This is a genomic window from Enterobacter cloacae complex sp. CARB60, assembly GCF_036487345.1.
Classification (GTDB): Bacteria; Pseudomonadota; Gammaproteobacteria; order Enterobacterales; family Enterobacteriaceae; genus Enterobacter; species Enterobacter asburiae_D.
Map to the genome: position 1 here is coordinate 897,629 of NZ_JAZKLC010000002.1, position 15,790 is coordinate 913,418.

Annotated in this window: 14 protein-coding genes; 10 read left to right on the forward strand and 4 right to left on the reverse strand. The window is 61.3% G+C overall.

Annotated features, from left to right (window positions below):
• The first annotated feature begins 1 nt into the window (after position 1).
• The 6 genes from V4835_RS05425 to hycI are packed head-to-tail and all read left to right on the forward strand — an operon-like array spanning position 2 to position 4,824.
• Positions 2 to 925: a respiratory chain complex I subunit 1 family protein gene (locus V4835_RS05425; protein WP_331411430.1), complete on the forward strand. Its 924-nt coding sequence runs from the start codon at positions 2 to 4 to the stop codon at positions 923 to 925.
• A gap of 15 nt (positions 926 to 940) precedes the next feature.
• Positions 941 to 2,650, forward strand: coding sequence for a formate hydrogenlyase subunit HycE (hycE, locus tag V4835_RS05430; protein WP_063144198.1), 1,710 nt, complete (start codon positions 941 to 943; stop codon positions 2,648 to 2,650).
• Between the two features lie 9 nt (positions 2,651 to 2,659).
• Positions 2,660 to 3,202 carry a formate hydrogenlyase complex iron-sulfur subunit gene (locus V4835_RS05435; protein ID WP_063144197.1) on the forward strand — a complete coding sequence of 181 codons (543 nt, stop codon included), beginning with the start codon at positions 2,660 to 2,662 and terminating at the stop codon, positions 3,200 to 3,202.
• A complete protein-coding gene (locus V4835_RS05440; RefSeq protein WP_063144196.1) occupies positions 3,202 to 3,969 on the forward strand; it encodes an NADH-quinone oxidoreductase subunit B family protein in 768 nt (255 codons plus the stop codon). Before V4835_RS05435 ends, V4835_RS05440 begins: the two co-directional genes overlap by 1 nt.
• Positions 3,966 to 4,376 carry a formate hydrogenlyase maturation HycH family protein gene (locus tag V4835_RS05445; RefSeq protein WP_148401027.1) on the forward strand — a complete coding sequence of 137 codons (411 nt, stop codon included), beginning with the start codon at positions 3,966 to 3,968 and terminating at the stop codon, positions 4,374 to 4,376. The genes V4835_RS05440 and V4835_RS05445 overlap by 4 nt, the downstream gene beginning before the upstream one ends.
• Positions 4,369 to 4,824 carry a hydrogenase maturation peptidase HycI gene (gene hycI / locus V4835_RS05450; protein ID WP_213328636.1) on the forward strand — a complete coding sequence of 152 codons (456 nt, stop codon included), beginning with the start codon at positions 4,369 to 4,371 and terminating at the stop codon, positions 4,822 to 4,824. The genes V4835_RS05445 and hycI overlap by 8 nt, the downstream gene beginning before the upstream one ends.
• 81 nt (positions 4,825 to 4,905) lie before the next feature.
• Here the strand turns inward: hycI and V4835_RS05455 are convergent, their stop codons facing one another.
• Positions 4,906 to 6,330, reverse strand: a complete 1,425-nt coding sequence (locus V4835_RS05455; protein WP_331411436.1) for a 6-phospho-beta-glucosidase — start codon at positions 6,328 to 6,330, stop codon at positions 4,906 to 4,908.
• 18 nt (positions 6,331 to 6,348) lie between these two features.
• The gene (gene ascF / locus V4835_RS05460) at positions 6,349 to 7,800 is read right to left on the reverse strand and encodes a PTS cellobiose/arbutin/salicin transporter subunit IIBC (protein WP_331411438.1); all 1,452 of its coding nucleotides are present in this window, start codon (positions 7,798 to 7,800) and stop codon (positions 6,349 to 6,351) included.
• A gap of 214 nt (positions 7,801 to 8,014) precedes the next feature.
• Between ascF and V4835_RS05465 the strand changes: the two genes are divergently transcribed.
• The 4 genes from V4835_RS05465 (at position 8,015) to V4835_RS05480 (ending at position 12,954) form a co-directional block, all read left to right on the forward strand.
• Complete coding sequence (locus V4835_RS05465; RefSeq protein ID WP_331411439.1) at positions 8,015 to 9,028, forward strand: LacI family DNA-binding transcriptional regulator; 1,014 nt, start codon at positions 8,015 to 8,017, stop codon at positions 9,026 to 9,028.
• A gap of 134 nt (positions 9,029 to 9,162) precedes the next feature.
• Positions 9,163 to 9,708 carry an electron transport protein HydN gene (hydN, locus tag V4835_RS05470; protein ID WP_029739520.1) on the forward strand — a complete coding sequence of 182 codons (546 nt, stop codon included), beginning with the start codon at positions 9,163 to 9,165 and terminating at the stop codon, positions 9,706 to 9,708.
• 5 nt (positions 9,709 to 9,713) lie between these two features.
• A complete protein-coding gene (hypF, locus tag V4835_RS05475) occupies positions 9,714 to 11,930 on the forward strand; it encodes a carbamoyltransferase HypF (protein ID WP_331411441.1) in 2,217 nt (738 codons plus the stop codon).
• Between the two features lies 1 nt (position 11,931).
• Positions 11,932 to 12,954, forward strand: a complete 1,023-nt coding sequence (locus tag V4835_RS05480; protein WP_331411442.1) for a HoxN/HupN/NixA family nickel/cobalt transporter — start codon at positions 11,932 to 11,934, stop codon at positions 12,952 to 12,954.
• 113 nt (positions 12,955 to 13,067) lie between these two features.
• On the opposite strand, the gene norW is transcribed toward V4835_RS05480, so the two are convergent.
• Both norW and norV read right to left on the reverse strand, forming a co-directional pair.
• Positions 13,068 to 14,201: an NADH:flavorubredoxin reductase NorW gene (gene norW / locus V4835_RS05485; RefSeq protein WP_331411443.1), complete on the reverse strand. Its 1,134-nt coding sequence runs from the start codon at positions 14,199 to 14,201 to the stop codon at positions 13,068 to 13,070.
• Positions 14,198 to 15,643, reverse strand: coding sequence for an anaerobic nitric oxide reductase flavorubredoxin (gene norV, locus V4835_RS05490; protein ID WP_331411444.1), 1,446 nt, complete (start codon positions 15,641 to 15,643; stop codon positions 14,198 to 14,200). The genes norW and norV overlap by 4 nt, the downstream gene beginning before the upstream one ends.
• Positions 15,644 to 15,790 lie beyond the last annotated feature (147 nt).

Sequence of the window (15,790 nt, forward strand, 5' to 3'; positions counted from 1 at the left end):
CATGAGTCTGTTACTGGCAATTCTTCAGGCGCTGGTGCTGTTCGCCGCTGCGCCGCTGCTTTCCGGGGTGAGCCGCGTGGTGCGCGCCCGGATGCACAACCGTCGCGGGCCTGGGGTGCTTCAGGAGTACCGCGATCTCTTCAAGCTGCTTTCTCGTCAGAGCGTGGCACCGGACGCCGCAGGCTGGGTCTTCCGCCTGACGCCGTTTGTGATGGTGGGCGTCATGCTGACCATCGCCACCGCGCTGCCGGTGGTCACGGTGGGATCGCCGCTGCCGGTGCTCGGCGATCTGATTACGCTTATCTACCTCTTTGCCATCGCCCGCTTCTTCTTTGCGATTGCGGGCCTGGACACCGGGAGCCCGTTTACCGGCATCGGCGCCAGCCGCGAGGCGATGCTCGGCGTGCTGGTTGAGCCGATCCTGCTGCTGGGGCTGTGGGTCGCCGCGCAGGTGGCAGGTTCCACCCACATCAGCTTTATCACCGACACCGTTTACCACTGGCCGGTGGCGCGCTCGATCCCGCTGGTGCTGGCGCTCTGCGCATGCGCGTTCGCCACGTTTATTGAGATGGGCAAACTGCCGTTCGATCTGGCTGAAGCCGAGCAGGAGCTGCAGGAAGGGCCGCTTACCGAATACAGCGGCTACGGCTTCGCGGTACTGAAGTGGGGCATCAGCCTCAAACAGCTGGTGGTGCTGCAGATGTTTGTCGGTGTCTTCTTCCCGTGGGGGCAGATGACGCACTTCTCCGCGGGCGGTCTGGCGCTGGCCGTGGTGATTGCCGCCCTCAAGCTGCTGGTCGGCGTGCTGGTGATTGCCCTGTTTGAAAACAGCATGGCGCGCCTGCGTTTTGTCGAAACGTCACGCATCACCTGGGCCGGTTTTGGTTTTGCATTTTTAGCGTTCGTCTCCTTGCTGGTGGCGTGATTAAAGAGAGTATTTATGTCTGAAGAAAAGAAAGGTCAGCAGTATCTCGCCGCGTTGCATCAGGCTTTCCCCGGCGTGGTGCTGGAGGAGTCCTGGCAAACCAAAGACCAGATAACCGTCACCATTAAGGTGAACTACCTGCCGGAAGTGGTGGAGTTTCTCTACTACCGGCAGGGCGGCTGGCTGTCGGTGTTGTTCGGCAACGACGAGCGCCAGCTGTGCGGCAACTATGCGGTGTACTACGTAATGTCGATGGAGCAGGGCGAAAAGTGCTGGCTCACCGTGCGCGTCGAAGTCGACCCGAATAAGCCGGAATACCCGTCCGTCACGCCGCGCGTGCCCGCCGCCGTCTGGGGCGAGCGCGAAGTGCGCGACATGTACGGCCTGGTGCCGGTCGGCCTGCCGGACGAGCGCCGCCTGGTGCTGCCGGACGACTGGCCGGACGAACTCTACCCGCTGCGCAAAGACAGCATGGACTACCGTCAGCGCCCGGCGCCGACCACCGACAGCGAAACCTACGAGTTCATCAACGAGCTGGGCAGCAAGAAGAACAACGTGGTGCCGATCGGCCCGCTGCACGTCACCTCCGACGAACCGGGCCACTTCCGCCTGTTCGTCGACGGCGAGAACATCATCGACGCCGACTACCGCCTGTTCTACGTCCATCGCGGCATGGAAAAGCTGGCGGAAACCCGCATGGGTTACAACGAAGTGACGTTCCTCTCTGACCGCGTGTGCGGCATCTGCGGCTTCGCCCACAGCACCGCCTACACCACCTCGGTGGAGAACGGCATGGGGATCGTAGTGCCGGAGCGCGCGCAGATGATCCGCGCCATTCTGCTGGAGGTGGAGCGCCTGCACTCGCACCTGCTGAACCTCGGCCTGGCCTGCCACTTTGTCGGCTTTGACTCCGGGTTTATGCAGTTCTTCCGCGTGCGCGAGGCGTCGATGAAGATGGCGGAGATCCTCACCGGGGCGCGTAAAACCTACGGCCTGAACCTGATCGGCGGGATCCGCCGCGACCTGCTGAAGGACGACATGATCCAGACCCGCCAGCTGGCGCAGCAGATGCGCCGGGACGTGCAGGAGCTGGTGGACATGCTGCTCAGCACGCCCAACATCGAGCAGCGCACCGTCGGCATCGGTCGCCTTGACCCGGAGATCGCCCGTGACTTCAGCAACGTCGGCCCGATGGTGCGCGCCAGCGGCCACGCTCGCGACACGCGTGCCGATCACCCGTTCGTCGGCTACGGCCTGCTGCCGATGACCGTGCACAGCGAGCAGGGCTGCGACGTCATTTCGCGCCTCAAGGTGCGCATCAACGAGGTGTTTACCGCCCTGAACATGATCGACTTCGGCCTCGATAACCTGCCGGGCGGCCCGCTGATGGTGGAGGGCTTCACCTACATTCCAAACCGCTTTGCCCTCGGCTTTGCCGAAGCGCCGCGCGGGGACGACATCCACTGGAGCATGACCGGCGACAACCAGAAGCTCTACCGCTGGCGCTGCCGCGCGGCGACCTACGCCAACTGGCCAACCCTGCGCTACATGCTGCGCGGCAACACGGTTTCCGATGCGCCGCTGATCATCGGCAGCCTGGATCCGTGCTACTCCTGCACCGACCGCATGACCGTGGTCGACGTGCGCAAAAAGAAAAGCCAGGTGGTGCCGTACAAAGAGCTTGAGCGCTACAGCATCGAGCGTAAGAACTCGCCGCTGAAATAAGGACTCGCCATGTTTACCTTTATCAAAAAAGTGATCAAAACCGGCACGCAGACCAGCCGTTATCCGCTGGAGCCGATGCCGGTGGATAAAAACTTTCGCGGCAAGCCGGAGCACAACCCGCAGCAGTGCATCGGCTGCGCGGCCTGCGTCAACGCCTGTCCGTCGAACGCCTTAACGGTGGAAACGGATCTCAAAACCGGCGAGCTGGCCTGGCAGTTTAACCTCGGTCGCTGCATCTTCTGCGGCCGCTGCGAGGAGGTCTGCCCGACGGTGGCCATTCGCCTGTCGCAGGAATACGAGCTGGCGGTGTGGAAGAAAGAGGATTTTCTGCAGCAGTCGCGCTTTGACCTGTGCAGCTGCCGCGTCTGCAAGCGCCCGTTCGCCGTGCAGAAAGAGATCGACTACGCCATCGCGCTGCTGCAGCACAACGGCGACGCCCGCGCGGAGCATCACCGCGAAAGCTTTGAAACCTGCCCGGAGTGCAAGCGTCAGAAGTGCCTGCTGCCGTCCGACCGCATTGATATCACCCGCCATATGAGAGAGGCCAGCTGATGGAAAACCTACTGGGCCCGCGCGACGACAACGGCATTCCGGTGCCGATGACGGTGGACGAATCCATCGCCAGCATGAAGGCGTCGCTGCTGAAAAAAATCAAACGCTCGGCCTACGTCTACCGCGTGGACTGCGGCGGCTGCAACGGCTGTGAGATTGAGATCTTCGCCACCCTGTCGCCGCTGTTTGACGCCGAGCGCTTCGGCATCAAAGTGGTGCCGTCCCCGCGCCACGCGGACATCCTGCTGTTCACCGGGGCCGTCACCCGCGCCATGCGCTCGCCCGCGCTGCGCGCCTGGCAGTCCGCGCCGGACCCGAAAATCTGCATCTCGTACGGCGCCTGCGGCAACAGCGGCGGCATCTTCCACGACCTTTACTGCGTCTGGGGCGGTACCGACAAAATCGTGCCGGTGGACGTCTACATTCCTGGCTGCCCGCCGACGCCCGCCGCGACGCTGTACGGCTTTGCCATGGCGCTCGGCCTGCTGGAGCAGAAAATCCACGCGCGCGAGCCGGGCGAGCTGGACAACCAGCCTGCCGCCATTCTGCACCCTGACATGGTGCAGCCGCTGCGGGTGAAGGTCGACCGCACGGCGCGGAAGCTGGCGGGCTATCGCTATGGGCGTCAAATTGCCGACGATTATCTGCGCCTGCTGAGCCAGGGCGACCATCAGGTGGCGCGCTGGCTGGAGGCGGAAAACGATCCGCGACTCAATGAGATCGTGGCGAACCTGAACAGCATTGTGGATGAGGCGCGTATCCGATGAGTGAAACGGTGGTGTTCAGCCAGCTGAGCCGTAAGTTTATTGATGAGAACGATGCCACGCCGGATGCGGCGCAGCAGGTGGTCTATTACAGCCTGGCGATTGGGCATCACCTCGGGGTGATCGACTGCCTGGAGGCGGCGCTGAGCTGTCCGTGGCCCGAGTACCTGACGTGGATCGCCACGCTGGAGGAGGGCAGCACGGCGCGGCGCAAAATGGAGGGCGTGCCGAAGTACGGCGAGATCGTCATCGACGCCAACCACATTGCGATGCTTGCCAACGCCTTTGACGCGGCGCTGAGCAGGCAAACCCCCGAGCAGCAGGCGTGGAGCAAAACGCTGCTTAGCATGCTGCACGATATTCATCAGGAGAGCGCCATCTACCTGATGGTGAGGAGATTACGTGACTGACGTTTTACTGTGTGTCGGCAACAGCATGATGGGCGACGACGGCGCGGGCCCGCTGCTGGCAGAGATGTGCGCCGCGAACCCGCAGGGCAGCTGGGTAGTCATCGACGGCGGCAGCGCGCCGGAAAACGACGTGGTGGCCATCCGCGAACTGCGCCCGGACAGGCTGTTAATCGTCGATGCCACCGATATGGGGCTCAACCCCGGCGAGATCCGCCTGATTGACCCGGACGACATCGCCGAGATGTTTATGATGACGACGCACAATATGCCGTTGAACTACCTGGTCGATCAGATTAAAGACGACGTGGGCGAGGTGCTGTTTTTGGGGATCCAGCCGGACATTGTCGGGTTCTATTACCCGATGACGCCGCCGGTGAAAGAGGCGGTGGAAGTGGTCTATTCACGGCTGGCCGGATGGGTTGGGGACGGGAATTTCTCCCGGCTCTGAACAGCGCCCGGTGGCGCTACGCTTACCGGGCCTACGTTTTTGTAGGCCGGGTAAGGCGAAGCCGCCACCCGGCAAAACGGGCTACTCCAGATCCGCCCCGTTACTCGCAATCACCTTCTTATACCACCCGAACGATTTCTTGCGCTTGCGGTCCAGCGTGCCGTTGCCCGCGTCGTCGCGGTCAACGTACACAAACCCGTAGCGCTTGCTCATCTCGCCCGTTGAGGCCGACACCAGGTCTATACAGCCCCAGGTGGTGTAGCCCATCAGCGGCACGCCGTCCTCAATCGCGTCGCCCATCGCGCGGATGTGCTCGCGCAGGTAGCTGATGCGGTAGTCGTCGTTGATCTCGCCGTTTTCATCAATCACGTCTTTCGCCCCGAGGCCGTTTTCCACCAGGAACAGCGGCTTCTGGTAGCGGTCGTACATCATGTTCATGGTGATGCGCAGGCCGAGCGGATCGATGCCCCAGCCCCATTCGCTCACCTGAATGTGCGGGTTGCGCAGGGACTTAACGATGTTCGCCGCGCTGGTATTGCCCGCGTTCATCTCCGCCGACGCGCAGCGCGAGGCGTAATAGCTGAACGAGACAAAGTCGACGGTGTTTTTCAGAAGTAGATCGTCGCCAGGATCTTTCACAATCACCACGCCTTTCTCGCGGAACACGCGGGCGGAGTAGGCCGGGTAGCTGCCGCGCGCCTGCACGTCGATAAAGAACAGGTTCTCGCGGTCTTTCTCCAGCGCCATCCACACGTCTTCCGGCTTGCAGGAATACGGGTAGAAATTCCCGCCCGCCAGCATGCAGCCGACCTGGTTTTCCGGGTTCACCTCGTGGGCGATTTTGGTCGCCAGCGCGCTCGCCACCAGCTCGTGGTGTGCGGCCTGGTATTTCACCTGGTCTTCGTTTTCACCTTCCTCAAACACCAGCCCCGCGCCGGAGAAAGGGCTGTGCAGCATGATGTTGATTTCGTTGAAGGTCAGCCAGTATTTCACCAGCCCGTTAAATTCTTCAAAGCAGGTGCGGGCGTAGCGGGCAAAGAAATCGACCATCTTACGGTTGCGCCATGAGCCGTACTCCGTGACCAGGTGCATCGGCACGTCGAAGTGGCACAGGGTGACCAGCGGCTCAATGTTGTACTTTTTGCACTCCTCGAACACCGCGCGGTAGAAGGCAATCCCCTCTTTGTTCGGCAGCGGCTCGTCGCCGTTCGGGTAGAGGCGGCTCCAGGCAATCGAGGTGCGGAATACCGTAAAGCCCATCTCCGCCATCAGGGCGATGTCCTCTTTATAGCGATGGTAAAAATCAATCGCCTCGTGGCTCGGGTAGAACTCGTCGTCACGCAGCGAGAAACGCTTTTCCTTGCCGAGCTTCACCGCCAGGCGGTTCGCGCCGTGGGGGATCATATCGACCGTCGTCAGCCCCTTGCCGCCTTCACGGTAAGCACCTTCACTCTGGTTGGCGGCAAGCGCGCCGCCCCATAAAAATCCTTGTGGAAAAACAGACATTCTTACCTCGCTTTCAATTTATGCTTTTTCTGCTTTGCTCTGTACCGGTGCGGTCTGCAGGGCGCGCGCTTTTTCGGCCTCGTCTTCGACCGGGATATCCTCAAAGCCGAGTATCAGGGTCAGAACAAACGACAGCACCACCGCCAGCCCCATCACGCCGAACACCCAGACGATGGTCATCGGGTTCGCCGGGTCGAAGAACTGCACGCTGGTGAACAGCCCCGGTGCCGCCATCGAGTGGCTGGCAAGTCCGGCCATGCCGGCGACCGCTCCGCAGATAAAGCCGCTGATCAGGCTCGCAATCAGCGGACGTTTCAGACGTACCGCCACGCCGTAAAGCGCCGGTTCAGAGATCCCCGCCATGATGGCGGAGGCTGCCGCCGCCAGCGCCGTCTGGCGCAGCTCCGGGTTTTTGGTTTTCCAGGCTACAGCCAGCGACGAGCCGCCGAGCGACAGGTTGGCGCCGATCTCCGACGGCATCACCATCCCTTCTTTGCCCGTCTCGGCAATGGTCTGAATGATGGTCGGCGTAAAGACGCGGTGCATCCCGGTCATCACCAGCAGCGGCCACAGCGCGCCCATGATGGCGACGGAGAGCCAGCCCAGATAGCCGTGAATGGTGTAGACCAGCGCGGAGATGGCGCTACCGATCCAGATCCCCAGCGGGCCAATCAGCACGATGGCGAGCGGGGCGGCAATCAGCACGATCAGCATCGGCTTGAGGAAGTTCTTCGTCACCGCCGGGGTAATGCGATCCACCCAGCGTTCGATGTACGACAGGCACCAGGTCATGACCAGCGCCGGGATGACGGTGTAGGTGTATTTCACCGCCGTTACCGGAATAAAGGCGAACTCAACGTGCTCGCCCTGCGCGGCTTTCGCCATCAGCTCGATAAAGCTCGGGTGCACCAGCACGCCCGCGATGGCGATGGCCAGCGACATGTTGGTTTTGAATTTCACCGCCGCCGAGGCTGCCACCATCAGCGGCAGGAAGAAGAAGGCGCCGTCGCCGATGACGGTCAGAATAGTGAGCGTCGGCGCGCCTTTTGGCAGCACCCCGGTCATCTCGAGGATCATTGCCAGCAGCTTGACCATCGAGCCGCCGATGATCGCCGGGATCAGCGGCGACATGGTGCCGATCAGCGCGTCGAGGATCCCGGCGCCAATGCGGCGTAAGGTCAGTTTCTGCGGGCCTTCCGGTACGGCAGGCTGCAGGCTGGTTGGCAGCAGGCTCACCACTTCGCGGTACGCCTGTGAAACGGTATTGCCGATGATGACCTGGCACTGGTTGTCGTTGCGCACCACACCGAGCACGCCGCTGATGCTTTTCAGGCGCGCAGCGTCGGCAAGGCTTTCGTCTTTCAGAACGAAACGCAGACGCGTCATGCAGTGGGTGACGGCGACAATGTTCTCTTTGCCGCCCAGCGCGCTGACAACGTCGTTCGCCAGCGCGGCGTAATTTTTGGCCATCGGATGTGATCCTGTTATCGTTGTGAGAAATGTAGGAAACCGGTTCCACATAATCATCATGAGTTTCTTTGAATGAAACAAGATCGCTTTTTGACCATTTTTTCGTTTCGTGATGCAGATCGCAATGGGGTGACGAAAGCGTGATTTCACCGCTGCGACAATTTTTTTGCAGTGCAGTACACTGCGCTTCATCAGATTCAGACGGAATAACAACATGACCACGATGCTTGAAGTGGCGAAGCGGGCAGGCGTTTCGAAGGCCACGGTATCCCGGGTGCTGTCGGGAAATGGCTACGTCAGCCAGGAGACCAAAGACCGGGTGTTTCAGGCCATTGAAGAGAGCGGCTATCGCCCGAATTTGCTGGCGCGCAACCTGGCGACAAAACGTACCCAAACGCTGGGGCTGGTGGTGACCAACACCTTGTATCACGGCGTTTACTTTAGCGAGTTGCTGTTTCACGCCGCGCGCATGACGGAAGAAAAAGGGCGGCAGCTGATCCTCGCGGACGGCAAGCACAGCGCGGATGAAGAGCGCGAGGCGATCCAGTACCTGCTCGATATGCGCTGCGACGCGGTGATCATCTACCCGCGCTTCATGAGCGTGGATGAGATGGATGAGATCGTCGAGAAGTGCGAGCAGCCCATTATGGTGCTCAACCGCCGCCTGCGGAAAAACAGCAGCCACAGCGTCTGGTCCGATCATAAAGCCTCCTGCCAGGACGCGGTGTCGCAGCTGATTGCGAAAGGGCACCGGGAGATCGCGTTTATTACCGGCTCGCTGGATTCCCCCACCGGGGTTGAACGTCTCTCCGGCTACAGGGACGCGCTGGCGCAGCACGGTATTCCGCTGCGCGAGGGGCTGATTGCGCAGGGGAAGTGGAACCCGGCCAGCGGCGCGGCGGCGGTGTCCGAACTGCTTGCTCGCGGCGAACGCTTTACGGCGCTGGTGGCGAGTAATGACGACATGGCCATCGGCGCCATGAAGCAGCTGCACGACAGCGGCGTGGCCGCACCGGACGCGGTGTCGGTGATCGGTTTTGACGACGTGGCCATCGCGCCCTACATCGTGCCGTCGCTTTCCAGCGTGCGTATTCCGGTGACGGAGATGATCAAAGAAACCATCAGCCGCCTGATCTTCATGCTCGACGGCGGTGAGTTTAAATATCAGCAAACCTTCTCCGGCGAGCTTATCCTGCGCGACTCGGTTATTGACGGCCCGCACCGCTGATGTCGACAGCTGTCATCGTCATAAGTGACGATGACAGCGCCGCTTTGATTTTTAAATACCTATAAAATCAATAAGTTAATTATTGGCACGGTTTATGAATATCTCCGCGCATAACTGTAATGCTGGAGAAGCAGATGAACCGTTTTATTATGGCCGATGCCAGTAAGTGTATTGGCTGCCGTACCTGTGAAGTGGCGTGCGTGGTTTCCCATCAGGCGGAGCAGGACTGCGCGTCGCTTACCCCTGACACCTTCCTGCCGCGCATCCACGTCATCAAAGGCGTGAATATTTCTACCGCCGCCATCTGTCGCCAGTGCGAAGACGCACCGTGTGCGAACGTCTGCCCGAACGGGGCGATTAAACGCGAGAAAGGCTTTGTGCACGTGATGCAGGAGCGCTGCATTGGCTGCAAAACCTGCGTGGTCGCCTGCCCGTACGGCGCGATGGAGGTGGTCGTTCGTCCGGTGGTACGCAACAGCGGCATGGGGCTGAGCGTACGTGCGGACAAAGCCGAAGCCAACAAATGTGACCTGTGCTACCACCGCGACGCCGGCCCGGCCTGCATGGAAGCCTGCCCGACGCACGCGCTGGTCTGCGTGGATCGCGACAAGCTTGAGCAGATGAGCGCCGAAAAGCGCCGCCGCGCGGCGTTTGACACGTCGTCATCTCTCCTGTTCTGAACCGTATGTGCAGCAACGGTGTACAGCTGCGCGTGCGCGGCAAGGTGCAGGGCGTGGGGTTTCGTCCCTTCGTCTGGCAGCTGGCGCAGGCGCTTCAGTTGACCGGTGACGTCTGCAATGACGGGAAGGGCGTGCTGGTGCGCCTCGCGGGTAATGGGGGGGCCTTTACCGCGAGGCTGCATCAGGACTGCCCACCGCTGGCACGCATCGACCACGTTGAAGCGCAGCCGTTTACCTGGGCGCACCTGCCGGAGGACTTTACCATCCGCCACAGCGCGGGCGGGGCGATGGACACGCAGATTGTGCCGGATGCCGCGACCTGTCCGGCGTGTCTGGCTGAAATGCGCGACCCCGGCGAGCGCCGCTATCGCTACCCGTTTATCAACTGCACCCACTGCGGGCCGCGGTTTACCATTATTCGCGCCATGCCCTATGACCGTCCGGCCACGTCAATGGGCGCATTCCCGCTCTGCGCGCCGTGTGAGAAGGAATACCGCAATCCTGCCGACCGCCGCTTTCACGCCCAGCCGGTCGCCTGTCCGGACTGCGGGCCCGCGCTGGAATGGCGTTCGGGCGACGTTCTTGCCACACGCGAAACGGCACTGAGCGCGGCGGTAGAGATGCTGAAAAGCGGCGGCATAGTCGCGGTTAAAGGGCTGGGCGGTTTTCACCTCGTCTGTGATGCGCAAAACCCGCAGGCGATACTGAAATTGCGGTCACGCAAGCAGCGCCTGTCGAAGCCGCTGGCGGTGATGATCCCGCAGGCGGATAAGCTGCCTGAGTCGATTCAGACGCTGCTCGGCTCACCCGCTGCACCCATCGTGCTCACGCCAAAAGCCTGGCTGCCTGACTTCCCTGAGGCTATCGCACCGGGTCTGGATAGCGTGGGCATCATGCTGCCCGCGAACCCGCTCCAGCATCTTCTGATGATGGACTGCCGGCGACCGCTGGTTATGACCTCCGGCAACCTCAGCGGCAGACCGCCTGCCATCAGTAATCAACAGGCGCTGGATGAACTTGGCAGCATTGCGGACGGCTTCCTGCTGCACAATCGCGATATTCTTCAGAGGATGGACGATTCGGTGATGGATCGTGACGGCGCGATGCTTCGCCGCGCGCGCGGTTTTGTGCCGGATGCCATCACGTTGCCTGCGGGTTTCGAGAATATCCCCGCCATGCTATGCACCGGCGCGGAGATGAAAAACACCTTCTGCCTGGTGCGTGGCAGCCAGGCGGTGCTGAGCCAGCATTTTGGCGATCTCGGTGATGAGGGTGTCGAAGCGCAGTGGCGCGGCGCGCTCTCGACGATGCAGGACATCTACGCCTTCCAGCCGGAACGCGTGGTGTGCGATGCCCATCCGGGCTATCACACACAACAATGGGCGCAGGTGCAGGGGCTGCCGGTCGAAACCGTACTGCACCATCACGCTCACGCGGCGGCGTGCCTGGCCGAAAACGGCTGGCCGCGTGAGGGCGGAGACGTTATCGCTCTGACGCTGGACGGGATCGGCATGGGTGAAAACGGCGCGCTGTGGGGCGGGGAGTGCCTGCGGGTCAGCTATCTCGCGTGCGAGCGTCTGGGCGGGCTGCCTGCCGTTGCGCTGCCGGGCGGCGATCTGGCGGCGCGACAGCCGTGGCGCAACCTGCTCGCCCACTGCCTGGCGTTTGTCCCTGACTGGCAGCAGTATCCGGAAACGCGCGCGGTACAGCGCCAGAACTGGCCGCTGCTGGCGACGGCGATAGGGCGCGGCATCAACGCGCCGCGTGCCTCATCCTGTGGTCGCCTGTTTGATGCCGTCGCCTGCGCGCTTGGTATCGACGCCCAATCCTGGGAGGGTGAAGCCGCCTGCAGGCTGGAAGCGCTGGCCTCGCGGTGCGCGGGCGTCGACCATCCGGTGACGCTCGACGCGGATAACCTCGCGCTTTTCTGGCAGCAGTGGCTGGCATGGCAGGCTGAGCCGTGCGAGCGCGCGTGGGCGTTTCACGATGCGCTGGCTAAAGGGCTTGCGGAACTCGCCGCGCGCCATGCCCGACGCCTGTCGCTGTCAACAATCTGTCTCAGCGGCGGCGTGCTGCACAACCGTCTGCTGCGCGCGCGCCTGCGTCATTATCTTTCTGACTTTACGCTTCTTTTTCCTTCGCGCCTGCCCGCAGGCGACGGAGCGATCTCCTTCGGGCAGGCGGCGATCGCCGCCGCCCGGTCATGTTCACAAAGGATTTAAAATGTTACGACTCTTACGCAATGAACCTCGCGCCGCGCTTCTGCTGCTGGCTCTGGTAATGGCAAACCTGCTGGCCTGGGGATGGGCATGGCACGCCTTTAGCGGCAGCACGGCGCTGATGGCGGCCAGCCTGCTGGCGTGGTGCTACGGGCTGCGTCACGCGGTGGACGCCGATCACATTGCGGCCATTGATACCGTGACGCGTAAGATGATGCAGCAGGGCAAACGCCCGTCCGGCGTGGGGGCGTGGTTCTCTCTGGGGCACTCCACCATCGTGGTGCTGGCCTCCATTGCCATCGCCGCGACCGCGACGGCGTTTCAGAAAAACATGGAATGGTTCCACGAAACCGGCAGCGTGATTGGCACCGCCGTTTCCGCCACTTTCCTGCTGGCGATGGCGCTGGTGAACATGGTGATCCTGCGCGGCGTCTGGTGCAGTTTTCAGGCGCTGAAACGCGGCAGGCCCGTGCAGGGCGACATCACGCTCCCTGCCCAGGGCGGCGTCATGAACTGGCTGTTTGGCAAAACCTTCCGCCTGGTGAATAAAAGCTGGCAGATGTACCTGGTCGGTTTCCTGTTTGGCCTCGGTTTTGACACGGCTACCGAGATTGGCGTGCTGGGGATCTCGGCCGCCAGCGCGTCAAGCGGGATGTCGGTGTGGTCAATCATGATCTTCCCGGCGCTCTTCGCCAGCGGCATGGCGCTGGTGGATACGCTCGACAACCTGCTGATGGTTGGTGCCTACGGCTGGGCGTTTAACAAGCCGCAGCGCAAGCTCTACTACAACATGACCATCACCGGCACCTCCGTGGTGGTGGCGCTGTTTATCGGCGGGCTGGAAGCGCTGGGTCTGCTGATGGACAAATTCGCCCTCAGCGGCGGCGTTTGGGATCTGATTGGCGCGGTGAACGACAACCTGGGCAACGCCGGGTTTGTGGTGGTCGGGCTGTTCGTTGCCTGTTGGCTGATCTCCATGGTCAACTACCGCTGGCGCGGCTACGACGCGCTGGTAGTGCGATCCTGAACTACCCAGTCCAGTTTTTGCCCGGCGGCGCTACGCTTGCGCGGGCCTACAAGGTTTGCCGTTTTGTTGTTGAGTAGGCCGGGTAAGCGGAGCGCCACCCGGCAATGCGAGAGTTAAGCAGGTAACAGTTTCAGCAGGGCGAAAGCCTCCTTCATCCGATCTTCACTGACGACAAAAGCGCGTAGTTGACCCTCATTATCGGCACCGCGCGCGACCATTCCCTGCGGTTCGAGGGTAATTTGCCAGTTCAGATCCTGACGCTGCGTTTCACCGGCAAGATGCAGCGGTAACTCCGGCGTTTTGACTTTAATCAGCATGGCGGGTAATTTCAGCGGCGCGCTGCCGCCGAGCAGGTTTTTCGCCAGATACATTGCGCTTAATTGAATCGGCTGTAAAAAGGGCAGCACCTGACCGTTAATTTCAGCGCAGTCGCCTAACGCGTAAATATCGGGCTGGGTGGTTTGCAGGTAGCTATTTACCTTCACGCCGCGGCCTGTTTCGGCGCCTGCGCGATGCGCCAGCGCGGTTTCCGGGCGCAGGCCCGTCGCCGCGATAACCGCATCCACCTCAACGCTGCGGCTGCGGTCGAGCGCGGCACGAATGCCGCCCTCGGTTTTGCTCAGACTCAGTAGCTGCGATTTGAGCAGCAGATGCACCCCCATGTCGGTCAGGCGATGCTGTAAGCGACTGCTTACTTCTGCGGGCATCAGCGACGACAGGATGCTTGCCGCATGGTCGACCAGGGTGACGGATTTGCCCGCCCGGCAGAAATCCATCGCCAGCTCGGTGCCTATCAGCCCGCCGCCGACAATCATTACCCGCTGCGCGTCGCGAAGCGCCGTTTCGCTGGCCTGGTACTCCTGCTGGCTGTTGAGGGTGAGCATCAGCTCGCGGCCCTCAATCGGCGGCACAAACGCAGAGGCACCCGTGGCGAGCACCAGCCTGTCGTACTGCCAGGTCTTCTCTTTCGCTTTCACCACGCGGGCGGCGGCGTCGATATCGGTGACCCAGGTGTACGGGAACAGGCGCAGGTTAAACTGTTCCGCGAACTCCCCCGCCGTCTGGCGGGTGAGATCTTCGGCGCGCTGATTCTGGCTAATGACGTGGCTTAGATCGGGCTTGTTGTACTCGTCCATGCTGTCGGCGGCGATCACCGTCAGCGGCACGCTGGCATCCTGCTTGCGGATATTTTTCACCAGCTGGCGGGCGGCAAAGCCCGAGCCGATGATGACGATACCGTTGCTCATTTTGCCTCCGTACCCAGTTCGTCAAAGACGTCTTTACCGAGTGAACATTCCGGGCAGAGGAAGTTGTCCGGCACGTCGCGCCACGGCGTGCCCGGGGCAACATCCTGCAGCGGTTCGCCCAGCTCTGGGTCGTAAATCCACTGGCAGACGCTGCACTGCATGCGCGGGCCGAGATCGGCGGCTGCCGCGGCGGCACAGGCGCAGGCGTCCTGCTGTTCGGATGGTTGTGCCGCTTGCGGAAGGGGGGCGAGCGCCCACTGACGGGCAATGTCGCGACCGTGCTGGCGGCAGATCTCCAGCGCGTCGATATCCGGACGCCATTTCGCCTTCAGGCTGAGGGACATCTCAAAGCCCGCATCCTGTAAACGGGTGGAGAGACGGTCTACCGCGCCGCCGCTCCAGCCGTGGGAGCCAAAGGCGCTGGCGCGCTTGTTGCGGAAACGCAGGCCGGTTATCTCTTCTACCAGTCCCGCAATTTTCGGCATCATCACGTTGTTCATGGTGGAGGTACCCACCAGCACGCCCTTAGAGCGGAACACGTTGGTCAATACCTCGTTCTTATCGCTGCGCGCCACGTTGAAGATCTTCACCGCCACGTTCGGGTCGACTTCGTTGATGCCCTGGGCGATGGCGTCCGCCATCATGCGGGTGTTGTTGGACATGGTGTCGTAAAAGATCGTTATGCGGTCTTCCTGATAGTCCGCCGCCCATTTCAGATACAGTTCCACAATCTGGGTTGGATTATCACGCCATACCACGCCGTGGGAGGTGGCAATCATGTCCACCGGCAGGTTGAAGCCGAGGATCTCGGTGATTTTTGGCGTCACCAGGCGGCTGAACGGGGTCAGGATGTTGGCATAGTAGCGCTGGCACTGCTCGAACAGTTCGGTCTGGTCCACTTCGTCGTTGAACAGGCGCTCGTCGCAGTAGTGCTGGCCGAAGGCGTCGTTGCTGAACAGCACCGCGTCGCCGGTCATGTAGGTCATCATGCTGTCCGGCCAGTGCAGCATCGGGGTTTCCACGAAGATCAGCTGCTTGCCGTTGCCGATATCCAGCGCGTCGCCGGTTTTCACGGTGTGGAAGTTCCACTCCGGATGGTGGTGGTGGCCGTTGATCGAGTCGATGGCGTTGGTGGTGCAGTAGATAGGCGTGTTCGGAATGTAGGACATCAGCTCGGTCAGCGCGCCGGCGTGGTCTTCTTCCGCGTGGTTGATGATGATGTAGTCGATGGCGTCCAGGTCGATTTCGCTGCGCAGGTTCTGCACGAACTCGCGGCTGAACTTATGATCGACGGTATCGATCAGCACATTTTTTCCTTCGCGGATGAGATAGCTGTTATAGCTGCTGCCGCGCAGCGTTTTGTATTCCGTCCCGTGGAAATCGCGCACTTCCCAGTCACGTTGACCCACCCAATGAATGTTATTTTTAACCAGAATAGACATAGCAACCTCTACGTAATACAGCATTTTCAAATAAGATGGTTTGCTTATATCAAGTTACGTGCCAACTTTTAATTTATTGATTTTACTAAATTAATATTTTTATGATCCGTAGTGGGTAGTCATTATGACTATCAAAAAAAGTGTCAA